The sequence below is a fragment of the Streptomyces yamdrokensis genome (genome assembly GCF_053890455.1).
In genome coordinates this window covers 4,288,322-4,307,712 of sequence record NZ_CM132679.1, presented here as the reverse complement: position 1 = coordinate 4,307,712, position 19,391 = coordinate 4,288,322, and the positions used below count along the sequence as shown (strand labels likewise).

The 19,391-nt window shown below is 71.3% G+C and carries 18 protein-coding genes and 1 pseudogene; 7 read left to right on the top strand and 12 right to left on the bottom strand.

Going from position 1 to position 19,391, the window contains the following annotated elements:
- Positions 1–234 precede the first annotated feature (234 nt).
- From folB to ACWZEH_RS19150, 3 genes are read left to right on the top strand one after another with little or no spacing between them, the layout of a single operon-like run.
- Positions 235–594: a dihydroneopterin aldolase gene (gene folB / locus ACWZEH_RS19160; RefSeq protein ID WP_456192388.1), complete on the top strand. Its 360-nt coding sequence runs from the start codon at positions 235–237 to the stop codon at positions 592–594.
- Complete coding sequence (folK, locus tag ACWZEH_RS19155; protein WP_456192387.1) at positions 591–1,202, top strand: 2-amino-4-hydroxy-6-hydroxymethyldihydropteridine diphosphokinase; 612 nt, start codon at positions 591–593, stop codon at positions 1,200–1,202. Before folB ends, folK begins: the two co-directional genes overlap by 4 nt.
- A gap of 55 nt (positions 1,203–1,257) precedes the next feature.
- Entirely contained in the window at positions 1,258–1,749 is a 492-nt protein-coding gene (locus tag ACWZEH_RS19150; protein ID WP_456192386.1) for a DUF3180 domain-containing protein, read from the top strand.
- 18 nt (positions 1,750–1,767) lie between these two features.
- Here the strand turns inward: ACWZEH_RS19150 and folE are convergent, their stop codons facing one another.
- The 6 genes from folE to dacB all read right to left on the bottom strand — a co-directional run bounded on the left by folE (position 1,768) and on the right by dacB (position 9,602).
- Entirely contained in the window at positions 1,768–2,373 is a 606-nt protein-coding gene (gene folE / locus ACWZEH_RS19145) for a GTP cyclohydrolase I FolE (protein WP_456192385.1), read from the bottom strand.
- Positions 2,374–2,519: 146 nt separating this feature from the next.
- Positions 2,520–4,559 carry an ATP-dependent zinc metalloprotease FtsH gene (ftsH, locus tag ACWZEH_RS19140; RefSeq protein WP_456192384.1) on the bottom strand — a complete coding sequence of 680 codons (2,040 nt, stop codon included), beginning with the start codon at positions 4,557–4,559 and terminating at the stop codon, positions 2,520–2,522.
- Positions 4,560–4,746: 187 nt separating this feature from the next.
- Complete coding sequence (gene hpt / locus ACWZEH_RS19135) at positions 4,747–5,307, bottom strand: hypoxanthine phosphoribosyltransferase (protein ID WP_456199691.1); 561 nt, start codon at positions 5,305–5,307, stop codon at positions 4,747–4,749.
- A 61-nt stretch (positions 5,308–5,368) separates the two neighbouring features.
- Entirely contained in the window at positions 5,369–6,442 is a 1,074-nt protein-coding gene (gene tilS / locus ACWZEH_RS19130; protein ID WP_456192383.1) for a tRNA lysidine(34) synthetase TilS, read from the bottom strand.
- Positions 6,443–6,730: 288 nt separating this feature from the next.
- Positions 6,731–7,897 carry a zinc-dependent metalloprotease gene (locus ACWZEH_RS19125; RefSeq protein ID WP_456192382.1) on the bottom strand — a complete coding sequence of 389 codons (1,167 nt, stop codon included), beginning with the start codon at positions 7,895–7,897 and terminating at the stop codon, positions 6,731–6,733.
- A gap of 82 nt (positions 7,898–7,979) precedes the next feature.
- Positions 7,980–9,602, bottom strand: a complete 1,623-nt coding sequence (gene dacB, locus ACWZEH_RS19120; protein ID WP_456192381.1) for a D-alanyl-D-alanine carboxypeptidase/D-alanyl-D-alanine endopeptidase — start codon at positions 9,600–9,602, stop codon at positions 7,980–7,982.
- A 79-nt stretch (positions 9,603–9,681) separates the two neighbouring features.
- On the opposite strand from dacB, the gene ACWZEH_RS19115 reads away from it, so the two are divergent.
- Positions 9,682–10,173 (top strand): inorganic diphosphatase, encoded by a 492-nt coding sequence (locus tag ACWZEH_RS19115; RefSeq protein WP_042174359.1) that lies wholly within the window; start codon positions 9,682–9,684, stop codon positions 10,171–10,173.
- 150 nt (positions 10,174–10,323) lie between these two features.
- A complete protein-coding gene (locus ACWZEH_RS19110; RefSeq protein WP_456192380.1) occupies positions 10,324–12,033 on the top strand; it encodes a threonine/serine exporter family protein in 1,710 nt (569 codons plus the stop codon).
- A 96-nt stretch (positions 12,034–12,129) separates the two neighbouring features.
- Here the strand turns inward: ACWZEH_RS19110 and ACWZEH_RS19105 are convergent, their stop codons facing one another.
- On the bottom strand, positions 12,130–13,137 hold the full coding sequence (locus ACWZEH_RS19105; RefSeq protein ID WP_456192379.1) for a DedA family protein: 1,008 nt from the start codon (positions 13,135–13,137) through the stop codon (positions 12,130–12,132).
- A 137-nt stretch (positions 13,138–13,274) separates the two neighbouring features.
- Here ACWZEH_RS19105 and ACWZEH_RS19100 point away from each other — a divergent pair.
- A pseudogene (locus tag ACWZEH_RS19100) lies at positions 13,275–13,634 on the top strand (YbjQ family protein); the annotation flags it as partial.
- A 25-nt stretch (positions 13,635–13,659) separates the two neighbouring features.
- On the opposite strand, the gene ACWZEH_RS19095 reads toward ACWZEH_RS19100, so the two are convergent.
- Complete coding sequence (locus ACWZEH_RS19095) at positions 13,660–14,421, bottom strand: MerR family transcriptional regulator (RefSeq protein ID WP_456192378.1); 762 nt, start codon at positions 14,419–14,421, stop codon at positions 13,660–13,662.
- 361 nt (positions 14,422–14,782) lie between these two features.
- Between ACWZEH_RS19095 and gad the strand changes: the two genes are divergently transcribed.
- Positions 14,783–16,192 carry a glutamate decarboxylase gene (gad, locus tag ACWZEH_RS19090; protein WP_456192377.1) on the top strand — a complete coding sequence of 470 codons (1,410 nt, stop codon included), beginning with the start codon at positions 14,783–14,785 and terminating at the stop codon, positions 16,190–16,192.
- A 14-nt stretch (positions 16,193–16,206) separates the two neighbouring features.
- Here gad and ACWZEH_RS19085 read toward each other — a convergent pair whose 3' ends face one another.
- The 4 genes from ACWZEH_RS19085 to ACWZEH_RS19070 form a co-directional block, all read right to left on the bottom strand.
- Positions 16,207–17,028, bottom strand: coding sequence for an ABC transporter permease (locus tag ACWZEH_RS19085; protein WP_456192376.1), 822 nt, complete (start codon positions 17,026–17,028; stop codon positions 16,207–16,209).
- Positions 17,025–18,023 carry an ATP-binding cassette domain-containing protein gene (locus tag ACWZEH_RS19080; RefSeq protein ID WP_456192375.1) on the bottom strand — a complete coding sequence of 333 codons (999 nt, stop codon included), beginning with the start codon at positions 18,021–18,023 and terminating at the stop codon, positions 17,025–17,027. The genes ACWZEH_RS19085 and ACWZEH_RS19080 overlap by 4 nt, the downstream gene beginning before the upstream one ends.
- A 117-nt stretch (positions 18,024–18,140) precedes the next feature.
- Positions 18,141–18,782 carry a PadR family transcriptional regulator gene (locus ACWZEH_RS19075; RefSeq protein ID WP_456192374.1) on the bottom strand — a complete coding sequence of 214 codons (642 nt, stop codon included), beginning with the start codon at positions 18,780–18,782 and terminating at the stop codon, positions 18,141–18,143.
- Between the two features lie 25 nt (positions 18,783–18,807).
- Positions 18,808–19,356 (bottom strand): DinB family protein, encoded by a 549-nt coding sequence (locus ACWZEH_RS19070; protein WP_456192373.1) that lies wholly within the window; start codon positions 19,354–19,356, stop codon positions 18,808–18,810.
- Between the last annotated feature and the right edge of the window lie 35 nt (positions 19,357–19,391).

Genomic DNA, 19,391 nt, shown 5'->3' with positions numbered 1-19,391 from the left:
GCACCCGAAGAGCGATTGGCATCACCCCCGTGCGGGTAGGGGCCGGGCCGTCACCTGTCCGTGCGCCCCGGGCCTTCCCGGGGGAGACGCACGGTGAAACCTCCCGGCACGGGTCGGACCCACCCACCTCGGGGCCCTCCCGACCGGCACCCGCGGGTAGATTCGACCGGGACAGGGGTGCCGCCCCCACACGGCACCGACCGGCCGGACCGACGACTGCAGGAGTGGATTGGTGTGGATCGTGTCGCGCTGCACGGCCTGAAGGCCCGTGGGCACCACGGTGTGTTCCCCAAGGAACGCGAGGAAGGCCAGACCTTCATCGTGGACCTGGTCCTCGGCCTGGACATCCGGCCGGCCGCGACCGACGACGACCTGACGAAGACCGTGCACTACGGCATCGTGGCGGAGGAGGTCGTGGCGGTCGTCCGGGGCGAGCCCGTCAACCTCATCGAGACGCTCGCCGAGCGCATCGCACAGGTCTGCCTCAAGCACGACGTGGTCCAGGAGGTCGAGGTCCGCGTCCACAAGCCGGACGCGCCGATCACCGTGCCCTTCGACGACGTGACCATCACCATCATCCGGAGCCGCGCATGACCAGGCCGTCCACCCAGGGCCACACCGACCCGACCGTCCAGCCCGTCCCCGCCTCCGTGGTCGAGCGGGTCGACGCCGCCGACACCACCCTGCACAACCCGAAGCGGGCCGTCGTCTCCCTGGGCGCCAACCTCGGCAACCGGCTGGAAACCCTCCAGGGGGCCGTCGACGCCCTCGAGGACACCCCCGGCGTCCGGGTCAAGGCAATCTCGCCCGTGTACGAGACGGAGCCGTGGGGCGTAGAGCCCGGCAGCCAGCCCTCCTACTTCAACGCGGTCGTGGTCCTCAGGACCACCCTGCCCCCGTCCTCCCTGCTGGAGCGGGCCCACGCGGTCGAGGAGGCCTTCCACCGGGTGCGCGACGAGCGCTGGGGCCCGCGCACGCTGGACGTGGACATCGTCTCCTACGCGGACCTCCTCTCCGACGACCCGCAGCTGACCCTCCCCCACCCCCGCGCCCACGAACGCGCCTTCGTGCTGGTCCCCTGGCACGACGTCGACCCGGAGGCCGAGCTCCCCGGACGCGGCCCCGTCGCCGCCCTGCTCGCCGCGGTCGCCCACGAGGGCGTCACGCCCCGCGTCGACCTGGAACTCCGGCTGCCCGAGTAGCCGTTAAGGTCGACAGGACCGCACACCGGGACACCGGGGGAACCGAAGGGACACCGTGAGAGAGCTGCGCATCAGGGTGCTGGCCGGAGTCTTCGTCGTGGCCGGGATCCTGTCCTGGGCCGGCGCCCGCCTCTGGAACTCCCTCGGCACCCTGCCGAGCGTCCCGCTGGCGGCGCCCGTCGTCCTCGCCCTGATCGCCGTGGTCCTCACGGCCACGGCGCTCTCCCTGCGCGCCCGCCTCAAGGACCAGCGCGAGCGCCGCCCCGACGCCAAGGGCGTCGACCCGATGATGGCGGCCCGCGCGGTCGTCTTCGGCCAGGCCAGTGCCCTGGTCGCCGCCCTCGTCGCCGGGATGTACGGCGGTACGGGCGCCTTCCTCCTGGAGTTCCTCGACGTTCCCGCCCGCCGCGACCAGGCCATCTACGCCGGCTTCTCGGTCCTGGCGGGAATCGCCGTCATAGCGGCGGCCATCTTCCTGGAGCGCGTCTGCAAGCTCCCGGAGGACGACGAGGACCACAACGGCCGGGGTACGGCCCCGGCCGCCTGACGCCCGCCGGGCGCGCCCTCAGCGCGCCATGATCAGGCTCATCGCCTCGTTGCGCGTCGCCGCGTCCCGCAGCTGCCCGCGCACGGCCGACGTGAGGGTCTTCGCGCCGGGCTTGCGGATGCCCCGCATCGACATGCACATGTGCTCGCACTCGACCACCACGATCACCCCGCGCGGCTCCAGAATCTCCATCAGGGAGTCCGCGATCTGGGTGGTGAGCCGTTCCTGCACCTGCGGGCGCCGGGCGTACACGTCCACGAGCCGGGCCAGCTTGGACAGTCCCGTGATCTTTCCGCTGGTGGCCGGGATGTAGCCGACATGGGCCACCCCGCGGAACGGCACCAGGTGGTGCTCACAGGTCGAGTACACCTCGATGTCCTTCACGAGCACCATCTCGTCGTGGCCGAGGTCGAACGTCGTGGTCAGCACGTCCTCGGCCTTCTGCCGCAGACCCGCGAATATCTCCTTGTACGCCCGTGCCACCCGGCCCGGCGTCTCCCGCAGGCCCTCCCGGTCGGGGTCCTCGCCGACAGCGATCAGCAGTTCGCGTATGGCGTTCTCGGCGCGCTTCTCGTCGAACTCGCCGATCGTGGCCTCGCCGTCCAGCGTCACCGGGTCGGTCATGGGGTGCCTCGTTCCTGTGCCTGCGCGTGTGTCGGACCCGACGCACACGCTCTCAACTGCGGATACACAAAAATCCGCGCCCCCCAGGCTAGAACCAGGGGGGCGCGGCATCCATTCCGGGCCCGGTGGGCCGCCGGGAGAGCCGGTCAGCTCTCGGGGCGGTCCTCCGGGATCGGCTCGGGCGCCGGGGCGGGCTCCGCGGCGGTGCTCTTCGCGGTGGAGATGGCCGGCGTCGCGCCGTTCGCCCCGTTCGTCAGCGCGAGCTCCTTGGGGGAGAGCACCGGCGGGCGGGTGGACGGCGTACGGCGGGAGGATCCGGTCCAGGCGGGCCGGGGCGGACGCTTGACGATCGAGGCGAAGACCTCGGCGATCTCCTCCTTGCCCAGCGTCTCGCGCTCGAGGAGTGCGAGGACCAGGTTGTCGAGCACGTCGCGGTTCTCGACCAGGATCTCCCACGCCTCGTTGTGCGCGGTCTCGATGAGCTTCTTGACCTCTTCGTCGACCAGCGCGGCGATCTCCTCCGAGTAGTCGCGCTGGTGAGCCATCTCACGTCCGAGGAACGGCTCGGTGTTGTCGCCACCGAACTTGATCGCGCCGAGCCGCTCGGTCATGCCGTACTGCGTGACCATCGCGCGGGCCAGGCCGGTGGCCTTCTCGATGTCGTTGGCCGCACCGGTGGTCGGGTCGTGGAAGACGAGCTCCTCGGCCGCGCGGCCGCCCAGCATGTAGGCCAGCTGGTCCAGCATCTCGTTGCGCGTGGTGGAGTACTTGTCCTCGTCCGGCAGCACCATCGTGTAGCCGAGCGCTCGGCCTCTCGACAGGATCGTGATCTTGTGGACGGGGTCGGAGTTCGGTGAGGCCGCCGCGACCAGGGCGTGTCCGCCCTCGTGGTACGCGGTGATCTTCTTCTCCTTGTCCGACATGATCCGGCTCCGCTTCTGCGGGCCCGCGACCACTCGGTCGATCGCCTCGTCCAGCATGTGGTTGTCGATCAGCTTCTGATCGCTGCGCGCGGTCAGGAGCGCGGCCTCGTTCAGCACGTTGGCCAGGTCTGCACCCGTCATGCCGGGTGTGCGGCGGGCGACGGCCGACAGGTCGACGTCCGGAGCGACCGGCTTGCCCTTCTGGTGGACCTTGAGGATCTCCAGCCTGCCCTGCATGTCCGGGCGGTCGACCGCGATCTGCCGGTCGAACCGGCCGGGACGCAGCAGAGCCGGGTCGAGGATGTCGGGCCGGTTCGTGGCGGCGATGAGGATCACGCCGCCCTTCACGTCGAAGCCGTCCATCTCGACGAGGAGCTGGTTCAGGGTCTGCTCGCGCTCGTCGTGACCGCCGCCGAGGCCGGCGCCGCGATGGCGGCCGACCGCGTCGATCTCGTCGACGAAGACGATCGCCGGAGCGTTGGCCTTGGCCTGCTCGAAGAGGTCACGGACCCGGGAGGCACCGACACCGACGAACATCTCGACGAAGTCGGAACCGGAGATCGAGTAGAAGGGGACGCCGGCCTCGCCCGCGACGGCGCGCGCGAGCAGGGTCTTGCCGGTACCGGGCGGGCCGTACAGCAGCACACCCTTGGGGATCTTGGCCCCGACGGCCTGGAACTTGGCCGGCTCCTGCAGGAACTCCTTGATCTCGTGGAGTTCCTCGACCGCCTCGTTCGATCCGGCGACGTCGGAGAACGTCGTCTTCGGCGTGTCCTTGGTGATGAGCTTCGCCTTGGACTTGCCGAATTGCATGACGCGGGAGCCGCCGCCCTGCATCTGGTTCATCAGGAACAGGAAGACGACCACGATGAGGACGAAGGGGAGCAGCGACAGCAGAATGCTCACGAACGCGTTCTGCTTGGACGGCGAGACTGTGTAGCCGTCCGGGATCTGCTCGTTCTGGAACTTGTCCTGCAGCGTGTTGGCGATGGTGACGCCCTGGTCACCGATGTAGCTCGCCTGGATCTTCGAGCTGTCCTTGACCTCTTCGCCGTCCTTGAGCTGGACCTTGATGATCTGCTCGTCGCCGGTGGTCAGTTTGGCCGACTCGACTTTGTTCTCGTTGATCGCCTGGACGACCTCGCCGGTGTCCACCGTCTTGTAGCCGCCGGACGAGCCGACGACCTGCATCAACACGACCACGGCGAGGACGGCCAGCACGATCCACATGACCGGCCCACGGAAGTATCGCTTCACGTCCATCCATACGGAGCGGTGCCGCCCCGTCCCTCCTGCCATAGTGAGTTTGATAAAGACTGTTCTTCGGACGGTACCCCAGCATTGCCCCCCGAAGCTGCGTGGGACTACTGGCAAACGCGTCCACGCATGCTCCAACGGCGCGGAGGCCGCCGGGGTTCCCGATCACATACGGCGCCCCTGCCCCGGTGTCTCAACCGCCGTAGACATGGGGCGCGAGCGTACCGACGAAGGGGAGGTTGCGGTACTTCTCGGCGTAGTCGAGGCCGTAGCCGACGACGAACTCGTTGGGAATGTCGAATCCGACCCATTCCACGTCGATGTTGACCTTCGCGGCCTCGGGCTTGCGCAGCAGCGTGCACACCTTGAGGGAGGCGGGCTCGCGCGAGCCGAGGTTGGAGATCAGCCACGACAGGGTCAGGCCGGAGTCGATGATGTCCTCGACGATCAGGACGTGCTTGCCCTTGATGTCGGTGTCGAGGTCCTTGAGGATCCGCACCACACCGGAGGACTGGGTGCCCGCCCCGTACGAGGATACGGCCATCCAGTCCATCGTGAGGGGGGTGGACAGCGCCCGGGCGAGGTCGGCCATGACCATCACCGCGCCCTTGAGGACGCCGACGATCAGCAGTTCCCTGTCCGCGTACTCCGCGTCGATCTTCGCGGCCAGCTCAGCCAGCTTGGCGTCGATCTCTTCCTTGGTGATGAGCACCTTCTCGAGGTCGGCACCCATGTCTTTCGCGTCCACCCGCATCACTTTCGGTCGTCCCACCGGCTGTCCCGTACCGTCCGCGGCTCTGCCGAGGGTACGTTTTTCAGCCTTGCCGAATCACCAGTCTGCCACTCTGGCGACGGGCCACGACCCGGCCGGGGAGATTGATGGCCCCCTGGCCGCGCCAGCCGGTGATCAGCCGGTCGACCTCCTCGATGTGCCGGGCGAACAGGGAACCGGCCGGAGCCCCCGCGTCGATGGCCGCGCGGCGCAGTACACGACGGCGCACCGCGGGCGGGAGTGCGTGGAGTCCGGCGCACTCCAGACGGCCGTCGGCGTCGCGGACGCCGGCCTCGGCGCGGCCGGCCCAGGCGTCGAGGGCGTCGGCGTCGTCGCGGGAGAGCCGGGCCGTCCGGGCGAGTGCCTCGACGACGCCTTTGCCGAGGGCCTTCTCCAGGGCGGGCAGGCCTTCGTGGCGGAGCCGGGAGCGGGTGTAGGCGGGATCGGTGTTGTGCGGGTCGTCCCAGACGGGGAGGGACTGGGCCATGCAGGCCTTGCGGGCGGTCTGCCGGTCGATCCGGAGGAAGGGCCTTCGGTAGCGGCCGGCGGCCCCCGAGACCGCGGCCATTCCGGACAGGGAGCGGATACCGGAGCCTCGGGCGAGTCCCAGCAGGACGGTCTCGGCCTGGTCGTCGCGGGTGTGGCCGAGCAGGACGGCGGCTGCCCCGTGCCGCTCGGCGGCGTCGTCGAGGGCGGCGTAGCGGGCGTCGCGGGCGGCGGCCTCGGGTCCGCCCTCGCGGCCGACGGTGACGGCGACGGACTCGACGGGGCCGAGGCCGAGGCCGCGCAGGCGCAGGGTCACTTCGGCGGCGCGCAGGTCGGAGCCGGCCTGGAGGCCGTGGTCGACGGTGACGCCGCCGGCGCGCACGCCGAGACGGGGGGCTTCGAAGGCGAGGGCGGAGGCGAGCGCCATGGAGTCGGCACCGCCGGAGCAGGCCACGAGTACGAGCGGGGACGGTTCACACTCGCGCGGGGCATCGGGGGTGCGGCCGGGGTCGGCGGGATCGGCGGGGGTCCGGTTGCGTTCGCCGGAGTTTCGGTTGTGTTCGTCGAGGATGTCGTGGAGTACGCGGCGGACCGCCAGACGTATCGCCGCGACCGCAGGATGGGGACCCATGTCCGGTTCCCTTCATGAAGTTTTCGGGGGGTGAGCCCGGGATCGGTCACTCAGAGTGTGTAGATGGTGACAGAACCGGGGCGTTCCCCGAGCATTGCACGCCTACTCTTCGCTCACGGTCCCTCGGACGGGTGATTGAGGACCCGTCCGACTGCCGTACACCGGATTCTCCTCACGCCGTCCCCCGCAGTCCCGTTCCCGGGCGTCGTTCCGCCCCGTTCCCCGCGCGGCGCACGCCGGTCGCCCGGATGCACGAGCGGCGCACGCCGCGACGCGTGTCCAGACCCTTCACGCCTCGGGTTTGCGGTGAACGCGGGTGACCCACTCCGCGGGCTTGGCGATCTCCGCCTTGGTGGGGAGGGTGTTGGGCGAGGTCCACACCCGGTTGAAGCCGTCCATGCCGACCTCCTCGACCACCGCGCGGACGAAGCGTTCGCCGTCGCGGTACTGACGGAGCTTGGCGTCCAGGCCGAGCAGTTTGCGCAGGGCCAGGTCCAGGCGGGAGGCGCCCTTCGCACGGCGCTGCTGGAACTTCTCGCGGATCTCGGCGACGCTCGGCACGGCCTCGGGCCCGACCCCGTCCATCACGAAGTCGGCGTGTCCCTCCAGCAGGGACATCACGGCCGTGAGCCGGCCGAGGATCTCCCGCTGGGCGGGAGTCTGCACGAGCTCCACGAGAGAGCGTCCGTCGGCCCCGTCCGCGTCGTTCTCGCCCTCCTCGCCCTCGGGCCGGCCGCCGGTGAAGGACTGGACGGCCTGGCGGACGCGCTCCAGGACGGTCATGGGGTCGACGTCGGTCTCCGCCAGGAACGACTGGATCTCGCCCCGCATGTGGTCGCGCAGCCAGGGCACGGCGGAGAACTGGGTCCGGTGCGTCTCCTCGTGCAGGCAGACCCACAGCCGGAAGTCGTGCGGGTCCACGTCGAGTTCGCGTTCCACGTGGACGATGTTGGGGGCGACGAGCAGCAGCCTGCCGCCGCCGCCCGGCGCGCCGGACGGGTCGCCGGCCGGGAGGTCGCGGGCGGCGGGGGCGAAGGTCTCGTACTGGCCGAGGACGCGGGAGGCCAGGAAGGACAGCAGCATGCCGACCTCGACGCCGGTGACCTTGCCGCCGACGGTGCCGAGGAGGACCCCGCCGGGTGAGGTACCGCGCCGGTCCTGCATCTTGTCGAGGAGCGGCGCCAGCAGTTCGCGGAAGCCCGCGACGTTGGCCCGGACCCAGCCGGGGCGGTCGACGACGAGGACGGGGGTGTCGTGCGTCTCGTCGGTGCCCAGCCGGGTGAAGCCGCGGACGTGCGCCTCGGAGGCCTTCGCGTGCCTCCGCAGTTCGGTGACGACGGCCCTGGCCTCGTCACGGCTCACGTCGGGCCCCGGCCGCATGAGCCGGGTCGCGGTCGCGACCGCGAGATCCCAGTCGACCATCCCGGAAGAGGCAGCACCACCGAAACTCGTCATGCTGCAACGGTACGTGAGGAGCGCGGCGCGGGGCAGGGCGGCGGGAGAGCCGGTGCCGGGCGCCCCCACGGCGCCCGGCACGTCATCGGCAGCCGCACGCCGCCAGGGCGGTGGCTGCCTTGTCGAGAGCGGCCTGGGCGGCCGCCGGGTCGGTGGTGCCGCTCGCGAGGAAGGCGAAGGCGAGCAGCCTGCCCTCCCGGTCGACGACGGTTCCCGCCAGGGCGTTGACGCCGGTGAGGGTGCCCGTCTTGGCCCGTACGACGCCGGCCGCGCCGTCGGCGTAGCGGCCGGTGAGGGTGCCGGTGAAGCCGGCGACGGGCAGGCCGGTGAGGACGGGGCGCAGTTCGGGGCGGGCGGGGTCGCCGGACTTCACGAGGAGCGCGGTGAGCAGGCCGGTGGTGAGCCGGTTCCTGCGGTCGAGGCCGCTGGCGTCCTTGAGCGCGGTGCCCTTCAGGGGGACGCCGAGCTTCTGCAGCTGGGTGCGGACGGCGGCGGCGGCGCCCGCGAAGTCGGCGCGCCGGCCGGCGGCGATCGCGGTCTGGCGGGCGAGGGCTTCGGCGAGGTCGTTGTCGCTGTTGGTGAGCATCCGTTCGACCAGGGTGGCGAGCGGGGGCGAGGAGACCGTGGCGAGGGTGCCGGCGCGGGCCGTGGACTTCGACGGGCCGGGGGGCGTGGCCTTGATGCCGTGTTCCTTCAGCAACGCGCCGAACTTCCGCCCGGCGTCTGCCGCGGGGTCCGGGACGCGGTCCGCGGGGCCGCTGACGGAGTCGTCGGTGCGGGCCTCGTCGGCCATCAGGGGAGTGATGAGGGCGATGTTGGGGTTGACGCCGATCGGGTGCCGTTCGCCGCCCGGGTAGAGGGTGGTGTCGTAGGACAGGGTGACCTCGCGTACGCCGCGTTCGGCGAGGGCGGCGGCGGTGCGTGCGGCGAGGTGGCGCAGGCTCGCCGAGCCGGTGGTGTCCTTCTTCCGGGCGGTGAGGGTGGGGTCGCCGCCGCCGACGAGGATGACCTCTTTCGTGTCGGGTTCGTAGGTGGCGCGGGTGGTCAGGCGGTGGTCGGGGCCGAGCGCGGTGAGGACGGCGGCGGCAGTGGCGATCTTCGTGGTGGAGGCCGGGGTGAGCGCGTCGGCGGGGCCGTCGGCATACAGGCTCCGGCCGGTGGACACGTCGACCACGGAGGCGGAGCGGTCGCCGAGCGCCGGGATCCTCAGCAGCGGGGCGAGGGTGCCCGTGAGGGCCTTGCCGCCGGGCGCCGACTTGACGGTGGTGGCGCCGCCGCCGAGTCCGGTGAGCACGGAGGGGGCGCTGGGGGCCGTACGGGGGCCGCGGGGCGGCGTACCGGCGTTGCCGCGGGTGCCGCCGTGATCTGTGCCACGCGTGGCCTCCAGGGCCACGGCCCGGTCCTGCTCGGCCGTACGCTGGCCGGTGGAGTCCCAGGGACCGGCGGCGGTCACCGCGCCTGCGGCCAGCACCGTTCCGGCGGTGGCCGCGACCACGGTGAACCGCCAGGCTCCCGGCCGGGCCGCCGACCGCGTGATCCGTGGCCCGGCGGCCGTGGCGCCACCCGCGGGACGGCTCGGCCGCAACCGCGCCAGACGCGGCCGAACAGCCGCCGCGGTCCGTGCCAGACGGGGGCGTACGGCGTCCGTGAACCGCGCCACACGCGGTCTCGCGGCCCGCCAAGGTCTCAGCTCCGGCACGACCACCAGCCCCTTTCGCGATCACACACCTGCGTGAGGGACACTTAACCACCAGAACTATGTGCTGATCATGGAGGAGCCACCGGTGGAGTTCGACGTCACGATCGAGATCCCGAAGGGTTCGCGGAACAAGTACGAGGTGGACCACGAGACGGGTCGGATCCGTTTGGACCGTCGACTCTTCACCTCGACCGCCTACCCGACCGACTACGGATTCGTCGAGAACACCCTCGGCGAGGACGGCGACCCGCTGGACGCGCTGGTCATTCTCGACGAGCCGACGTTCCCGGGCTGTCTGATCCGCTGCCGCGCGATCGGCATGTTCCGGATGACGGACGAGGCCGGCGGCGACGACAAGCTGCTGTGCGTCCCGTCGACGGACCCGCGCGTGGAGCACCTGCGGGACATCCACCACGTGTCGGAGTTCGACCGTCTGGAGATCCAGCACTTCTTCGAGGTCTACAAGGACCTGGAGCCGGGCAAGTCGGTGGAGGGCGCCAACTGGGTCGGCCGGACGGACGCCGAGATCGAGATCGAGCGGTCCTACAAGCGTTTCAAGGAGACGGGCGGCCACTGAGCCTCCTGAGCACGAGACGCGAAAAGGGCCGCACGCATATGCGTGCGGCCCTTTTCCCTGCCCGTGCGCATACTGACCCGTGGGGCCCGCCGACCGGGCCCCACGGGGGTGAAGGCAACAAGGACATGTCGTACAGGGAGCGCAGCGCAGGTGACGGACGTGGAGGACCGCAAACGCCGGTCGGACGAGGCGAGGAGCGCCTTCGGCTCTCGGGTCGGACTGGCGGCTCCGGTGGACACGGAGTCGTCGACGACGTCGGAGTTCGCCGTTCCGGAAGGACTGGCCCCCACGAGGGCCCAGCGGGTTCCCACGGAGTCGGAGACGACGTCGGAGTTCGCCCTGCCCGAGGGCCTGGACACGGCTCCCCACCCGCCCGCCGAGGCGGAGGGGTCGGCGTTCAACCTGCCGAGCACGTACCAGGCCAAGCAGGCTCCGCCGGCGTTCACCCCGCCCCACGGGATCCCGTCCGTCTCCCTGCACCGGGACGTGCCCTGGCAGGACCGGATGCGCACCATGCTGCGCATGCCGGTGACCGAGCGGCCGGTGCTGGAGCAGGTGCACCGGCACGACGACGACACCGGCCCCGCCGTGCCGCGCGTGCTCGACCTGACGCTGCGTATCGGGGAACTGCTGCTGGCGGGCGGCGAGGGCGCGGAGGACGTGGAGGGGGCGATGTTCGCCGTCTGCCGCTCCTACGGCCTGGACCGCTGCGAGCCGACCGTCACCTTCACCCTGCTGTCGATCTCCCATCAGCCGTCGCTGGTGGAGGACCCGGTGACCGCGTCGCGCACGGTGCGCCGCCGGGGCACCGACTACACCCGCCTGGCGGCCGTGTACCAGCTGGTGGACGACCTCAGCGACGACGAGACGCACATCTCCCTGGAGGAGTCCTACCGGCGGCTCGCGGAGATCCGCCGCAACCGGCACCCCTACCCCACCTGGGTGCTGAACGCGGCCAGCGGGCTGCTGGCGGGCTCGGCCTCGGTGCTGGTCGGCGGTGGTCTCCTGGTGTTCGTGGCCGCGGCGGTGGGCGCGATGCTCGGCGACCGGCTGGCCTGGAAGTGCGCCGACCGGGGACTGCCGGAGTTCTACCAGTTCACGGTGGCCGCGATGCCGCCGGCCGCGATGGGCATCGCGCTGACGCTGGCGCACGTGGATGTGAGGGCCTCCGCGGTGATCACCGGTGGGCTGTTCGCCCTGCTGCCGGGGCGGGCGCTGGTGGCGGGCGTGCAGGACGGTCTGACGGGCTTCTACATCACCGCCTCCGCGCGACTCCTGGAGGTCCTGTACTTCTTCGTGGGCATCGTGACGGGCGTGCTGGTGGTGCTCTACTTCGGCGTGCAGCTGGGCGCCAAGCTGAACCCCGACGCCGCACTCGTCCTGCCCGACCAGCCGCTGCTGCAGATCGCCGCGTCGCTCGGGCTGTCGCTGGCCTTCGCGGTGCTGCTCCAGCAGGAGCGGTCCACGGTGCTGCTGGTCACCCTCAACGGCGGTGTCGCCTGGGTGGTGTACGGCGCGATGCACTACGCGGGCGGCATCTCACCGGTGGCCTCCACGGCCGCGGCGGCGGGGCTCGTGGGACTGTTCGGGCAGTTGCTGTCCCGGTACCGGTTCGCCTCGGCGCTGCCGTACATCACGGCGGCGATCGGGCCCCTGCTGCCCGGTTCCGCCACGTACTTCGGTCTGCTGGCGATCGCCCAGAGCGAGGTGGACGCGGGTCTGCTGTACCTCTCGAAGGCGGTGGCGCTCGCCATGGCCATCGCGATCGGGGTGAACCTCGGTTCGGAGATCTCCCGGCTGTTCCTGCGGGTCGGCTCCGCCGAGAAGCGCAGGGCGGCGAAGCGGACCCGCGGTTTCTGACCCCGGAGCGCCGGGTCGCCCGGTACACGAATCCCCGGGGTGCGCGAGCGGTCGCGCACCCCGGGGACGTGTTCGGTCCGGGTTCGGAACGGCGGTTCAGTAACCGCGGTTGTAGGGCTGCTGCTGGTTGTAGTCCTGGCCCTGACCCGGCCCCGGCGCCTGGGGCCGCCCCTGCGCCCCGCCCTGGCCCTGGCCCTGGGGATACTGCTGCTGCCCGCCGTAGTACTGGTCGTATCCGCCCTGGTCGCCACCGTAGGGCTGCTGGGGCTGCTGGTGCGGGTAGCCCTGGTTGCCATAGGGCTGCTGGGGCGGCTGGGGCTGCGGGGCCTGCTGCCGCTGCTGCTGCGGTCCGTCCGGGGTGATGCGGCGGAGCTGGGTCGTGGCGTCGTCCATGACCGGCTGCCGGGCGTACTCGGAGGCCTGCCGGCTGACGTACGCGTCGTACTCGTCCTGCTGCCCGGTGTCCGGGTTCTCGACGGCGTCGCGCTTCTTCTTGGCGCGCTCCCGCAGGAACTCGATGATGATCGGGACCACCGAGAGGAAGACGATCAGGATGAGGATCGCCCCGAGGTTGGTCTTGATGAACTCGATCTGGCCGAGCCAGTAACCGGCGGTCGTGATACCCATGCCCCAGGCCACGCCGCCGATGACGTTGTACGTGAGGAACGTGCGGTACTTCATCCGGCCCGCGCCCGCCGTGATGGGGGCGAAGGTGCGCACGATCGGCACGAAGCGGGCCAGCACGATCGCCTTGGGGCCGTACTTCTCCATGAAGTCGTGGGCCGCCTCCAGGTTCTCCTGTTTGAAGAGCTTGGAGTCGGGACGGCTGAAGATCCTCGGGCCGAAGAACTTTCCGATCGTGTAGCCGACTTGGTCGCCCAGGACGGCGGCGATCACGATCAGCGTGCAGACCAGCCACAGCGGCTGGGTGATGTAGCTGCCCTCGGCCACGAAGAGGCCCGCCGTGAACAGCAGGGAGTCGCCGGGCAGGAACGCGAAGAATCCGGACTCGGCGAAGACGATCAGCAGGATGCCGGGAAGGCTGAAGGTCTCGATCAGGTAGTCCGGGCTCAGCCACTCGGGGCCGAGCGCAAGGGTGGTCACGGGGCTGTGGCTCCTGCTGGTTGAGGGGGGCGGACGGGGGCTGGGTGCCAAAGCTATCAACGCAGCCGTCCCGGCCCGGGTTCCACGGGGCGTACCCAGGATTGCACCGTGCCCCCTCCCCGGCGAAGCTGGGGGCCGTGGGCATCGAGGAGTACGGCGGTGGACAGGGCCCCGGGCCCGACGTCCTGGTGGTCACGACGAACGACGTCCCGGGGTACCGGGTGCAGGAAGTGGTCGGAGAGGTCTTCGGGCTGACCGTGCGGTCCCGCCACCTCGGCAGCCGGATCGGCGCCGGTCTGAAGTCGATGGTCGGCGGGGAGCTCAAAGGACTGACCAGGACGCTCGTGGAGACCCGCAACCAGGCCATGGAGCGGCTGATCGAGCAGGCCCGCGCGCGGGGCGCCAACGGGGTGCCGGCGTTCCGTTTCGACATCACGGACGCGGCGGACGTGGGCACCGAGGTGCGCGCGTACGGCACCGCGGTGGTCCTTCCTCGTACGCGAGTGACCGCGCGGCGCGGGCTCAGCCGCTGTGCCGGGCCGCGTTGGCGACGATCGCGTCGCGCAGGTAGACCGCCAGGCCGGGGCGGATGTCCTCGTACGTCCGCGTGAAGCGCGGGTCGGCGACGTACATCTCGCCCAGGCAGGTGTGCATCTCATGCCCGCAGTCGTAGTACGCGCGGGTGATGAAGAGCCGGTGTTCCTCCGCCGTGTCCATGGCCTCCCCGGAGTCGGCCGGAGTGCCGGCGGACATCAGATCGGCCATGCGCAGGTGGAGGGAGTCGAACTCCTCGGTGACGCGTTTCCAGTCGTCCTTGGTGTAGGACGCGGTCCGCTGCCGGGACTGCCGGTAGGCGTCGGTGTCGCCCCAGCGCTCCCGGACCTCGTCCTCGTACTGGTCGGGGTCGTGGTCCCCGAACACCTCGAACCGTTCCTCGGGCGTCAGGCTGATTCCCATCGTGCGTGCCTCCATGGCGTGCTCCACGGCCGCCGCCATCTTCTGCAGCCTCTCGATCCGGGCGGTCAGCAGGTCGTGCTGCCGGCGCAGATGCGCGCGCGGATCCGCCTCCGGGTCGTCGAGCAGGGCGGCGACCTCGTCGAGCGGGAAGCCGAGTTCCCGGTAGAACAGGATCTGCTGCAGCCGGTCGAGGTCGGCGTCGGTGTAACGCCGGTGACCCGCGCGGCTGCGCTCGCTCGGAGCGAGCAGGCCGATGTCGTCGTAGTGGTGCAGGGTGCGCACCGTGACCCCGGCGAATCCGGCCACCTGTCCCACGGAGTGACTCACTTCCGCTCCCTCTTCGTTCTCGGTACGCACTCCACCCTGGGTCCTCACGCCACGTGAGGTGCAAGCCGGTTTCCCCGGCCGTTCACACCGGACGCCCACACCGACCGTTTCATGCGGTTTCATACCCTTGGTCCGTCTATCGTGTGCGCGTGGTCCAGGACAGCGCGCAGCGGGGACCCTCCGCCGCCCCGACGACCGGCGACCCGGCGACCCGGCGACCCGGGCACGCGACCTGCCGGCCGTCCGACGTCCCCGCGCCGGTCATGGGGGGGGGCAGGTACTTCGTGCTCCCTTCCTCTCCTCCCGTGCCCCCGCCCGCACGAACCCCCGCACGAATCCCCCCATGCCCCCGGAGGCATCCATGCCGCTCCACGATGCTCCCCGGCGCGATGAGCGCCCCCTGTCCGTCAACCCCTTCCTGGGTCCGGCCAACCCTCTCGGGGACATGACCGAGGCACCGCCCAAACACCGGATGCCCGACGCTCCGATGGCGCCCGCGACGGCGTACCAGCTGGTGCACGACGAGCTGATGCTGGACGGCAACGCACGGCTGAACCTGGCCACCTTCGTCACCACCTGGATGGAGCCCGAGGCCGGCCTGCTGATGGCGGAGTGCCGGGACAAGAACATGATCGACAAGGACGAGTACCCGCGCACCGCCGAGCTGGAGCGGCGCTGCGTGTCGATGCTCGCGGACCTGTGGCACGCGCCCGACCCGTCGGCGGCCGTGGGCTGCTCGACGACCGGGTCGAGCGAGGCGTGCATGCTCGCCGGGATGGCGCTCAAGCGCCGCTGGGCGCGGCGCAACGGCGACCGGTACCCGTCGAAGGACGCCCGGCCGAACCTCGTCATGGGTGTCAACGTCCAGGTCTGCTGGGAGAAGTTCTGCACCTTCTGGGAGGTGGAGGCACGTCAGGTGCCCATGGAGGGCGACCGGTTCCATCTCGACGCGCGGGCCGCCGCCGCGATGTGCGACGGGAACACCATCGGCGTCGTCGGCGTCATGGGATCCACCTTCGACGGGTCCTACGAGCCGGTCGCGGACCTGTGCGCGGCACTGGACGAACTCCAGGAACGCACCGGTCTCGACGTCCCGGTGCACGTCGACGGGGCGTCCGGCGCGATGGTCGCGCCCTTCCTCGACGAGGACCTGGTGTGGGACTTCCGCCTCCCGCGCGTGACGTCGATCAACACGTCGGGGCACAAGTACGGGCTGGTCTACCCGGGCGTCGGCTGGGCGCTCTGGCGGGACGCGGGCGCCCTGCCCGAGGAACTGGTCTTCCGGGTGAACTACCTGGGCGGCGACATGCCGACGTTCGCCCTGAACTTCTCCCGTCCGGGCGCCCAGGTGGTGGCGCAGTACTACACGTTCCTGCGGCTGGGCCGCGACGGCTACCGCGCGGTGCAGCAGGCCGCGCGGGACGTGGCGCGCGGGCTCGCCGGCCGGATCGGGGAGAGCGACGACTTCCGGCTGCTGACCCGGGGCGAGGAGCTGCCGGTGTTCGCGTTCACGACCGCGCCCGGGGTGACGGCGTTCGACGTCTTCGACGTGTCCCGGCGGATGCGGGAGAACGGCTGGCTGGTGCCCGCGTACACCTTCCCCGCGAACCGTCAGGACCTGTCGGTGCTGCGGGTGGTGTGCCGCAACGGCTTTTCCGAGGACCTCGCCGACCTGTTCGCCGAGGACCTGGCCCGGCTCCTCCCGGAGCTGCGCCGGCAGCCGCGGCCCCTCACCCGCGACAGGAACGCGGCCACCGGCTTCCACCACTGAGCGTGCCACGGGCCCTAGCGGCTCAGCCGCGCGAACCTGCGTACCGCCAGCGGGAAGAACACCGCGAGCAGCGCCAGGGGCCAGGCGACGGCGGCCCACACGTGCCCCGGCTCCCCGCCGGGGCTGCCGAAGAGGTCGCGCACGGCCGTGGCCGTCTGCGAGAGCGGGTTCCACTGGACGACCGTGCCGAGCCAGTCCGGCATGGACTCGGGCGCGGCGAAGGCGTTGGACAGGAAGCCGACCGGCCAGACCAGGATCTGCACGGCCTGGACCAGTTCGGGCCTCCCCGCCACCAGCGCCAGATGGATGCCGATCCACAGCATGGCGAAGCGGAACAGCAGGAGCAGGCCGACGGCGCCCAGGAAGCCGGCCGGGCCGCCGTCGCCGCGCCAGCCGAGCGCGGCGGCCACGGCCAGGAGCACCGCGAGGCCGAGCGCCGACTGGAGCATGTCGGCGGCGGAACGGCCCACCAGGACAGCGCCGTCGGCCATGGGCATCGAGCGGAAGCGGTCGATGACACCCTTGTCGAGGTCCTGGGTGACGGCGACCATCGTGCCTTCCAGGCCGAAGGCCATGGTGAGCGCGAGCATGCCGGGGACCAGGTAGTCGAGGTAGTCGCCGCTCACACCCCGTCCGCCACCGACCAGGTAGCCGAACATCAGCAGCAGCATCACCGGGAAGACCAGGCCGACCACCACCGCGACCGGCTGCCGCCGCCAGCGGGATAGTTCACGGCGGGTCATGGTCCAGGAGTCGGCCAGGGCGTGGACGGTCCGTGCGTGGCCGGCCCGGGTACGGGCGGCCGTCGCGTGCGTGGGCGGCGCGTGGGTGGTCATGCGGCCTCCTCGGCCCGGTCGGCCCGGTCGGCCCGGTCGTCGTCGGGTCCGGTGAGCCGCAGGAACACCTCGTCGAGCGTGGGTCTGCGCAGGGCGATGTCCTCGGCCCGGATGCCCGCCTCCTCCAGTGCGCGCACGGCCCCGGCCAGGGCCGCCATGCGGTCGGTGACCGGGGCGCTGAGCAGCCTGCGGTCGGTGTCCACGGTGATCTCGTCCTTCGGTACGGGCAGCAGGGCGACGGCCGCGCCCAGCTGCCCGGCGTCGCGCAGGACGACGTCGATGCGGTCGCCGCCGGTGGCCGCCTTGAGTTCGTCCGCCGTGCCGTCGGCGATGACCCGGCCGGCGTCCACGACACAGACGCGGTCGGCGAGCTGGTCGGCCTCCTCCAGGTACTGGGTGGTGAGCAGGACGGTCGTACCGCCGCCGACCAGGGAGCGGACCGAGGCCCACACCTCCGCGCGGCCGCGGGGGTCGAGGCCGGTGGTCGGTTCGTCCAGGAAGAGCACCTCCGGCTCGGTGATCAGGGAGGCGGCCAGGTCCAGGCGGCGGCGCATGCCCCCGCTGTACTGCCGTACCGCCTTGCGCCCGGTGTCGGCGAGGCCGAAGCGCGCCAGGAGTTCGTCGGCACGCGCGCGTGCCCGTCGCGTCCCCAGGTGGTGCAGCCGGCCGAACAGTTCGAGGTTCTGCCGGCCGCCGAGTTCCTCGTCGAGCGCCGCGTGCTGGCCCAGGAGGCCGATGCGCAGCCGCACGGCGTACGCCTCGCGCACCACGTCGTGGCCCGCGACCTCGATCCGGCCCGCGTCGGGCCGCAGCAGGGTGGCCAGGACACGGACCAGGGTGGTCTTGCCCGCGCCGTTCGGGCCGAGCACCGCGTGCACCGTGCCGCGCGCGACCGTGAGGTCGAGCCCGTCCAGCGCGGGCCGGCCGCTCCCGCCGCCTCTCGCCGCGCCGTACGTCTTCCGTGCGTCCTCGACGGTGATCACCGCGTCGGTCATGGGGAGGACCCCCTCTCTAGTCAAAATTGACTACATGCTTCACGGTAGGCCGGGGAAGGCCATTGGTCAAACTTGATTAATGTGTGGGGGTCGACCGGTGATCAGTGCGCGGACGCCTCAGCGGCTGTCCCCCGGGTGGCGCTCCCCCGTCGCGTACGGGTTCTCCTGGTCCTCGGCCAGGATGCCGACGAACGGCTCGCCCTCCCCGGCGAAGGTGTAGGAACCGCCCTCGATCCGTCCGACCAGGCCCCTGGCCCACTGGGCCTCGGCGTCGGCCGTGTGCACCCACAGGTTCATGATCTCGCCGATGTGGCCCAGCGGTTCGGGGCCGCCCTCGGGCACGTAGTGCTCGGTGACCGTGGCCCGCCACTCCTCGATGCGCCGGATCCGCTCCTTCAGCAGCGCCGTCGCCTCCTGCCTCGGCAGGTCGACGACGAAGCCGATGGCCGCCGACTTCACGTCCGTCTTCTGGTCGTAGGCGACGAGGGCCTCGCGCAGCAGCGTGAAGTACTCCTCGTTCCCCGCCGCGGTGATCTCGTACTCGGTGCGCGGCGGGCCGCCGGCCGTCGAGGGCGCGGTCTCGTGCGCGTGCAGCAGCCCCTGCTTCGCCATCTGCTTCAGGGCGTGGTAGATCGAGCCGGGCTTGGCGTTGGACCACTCGTGCGCGCCCCAGTACTCCAGGTCGTTGCGCACCTGGTAGCCGTGGGCCCGCCCGTGCTGGCGCACCGCGCCGAGCACGAGGAGACGGATCGCTGACATGGGCTCCAGCGTAGGCCGCGGACGGTCACTCCCAGGAGCTGCCCTGCTCCTTCGCGACCAGCTCGAACGCGGTGGCGCCGTCCAGGGACTCGCGGATGATGTCGGCGTGGCCGGCGTGCCGGGCGGTCTCGCGGATCAGGTGGAGACACAGCCAGCGCATCGAGAGCCACTCGTCCTTCGGGTTCCAGGACGTCCTCGCCATCAGGAAGGTGTCGTCGAGGCCGGGCACCGCGCGGATGAACGACTCCGTCTCGGCGGCCACCCTCTCGTAGTACGCGAGGAAGGACTCCACGGTTTCGTCGCCGACCAGTTGGAAGCACTCGTGCCAGTTCGACTCGTCCCGGTGGACGGCCGGCGGCTCGCCCTTGGCGCGGGCGATCCAGCCCTGCTCGATCTCGGCGACGTGCTTGAGCAATCCGGCCAGGGACAGCTCACTGGCGCTGGGCCGCGACGCGGCCTGCTCGTCGGTGAGGCCGAGCAACGACCGGCGGATGCCCCCGCGCTGCTCCTCGATGAACGCCAGCAGCGCCCCGCGCTCGTCGCCCCGGGCCTCCGCGGGAACGTGAGTGACCATGACGGCCGCCTTTCGTCGGTGAGGGCTTTCGCCCC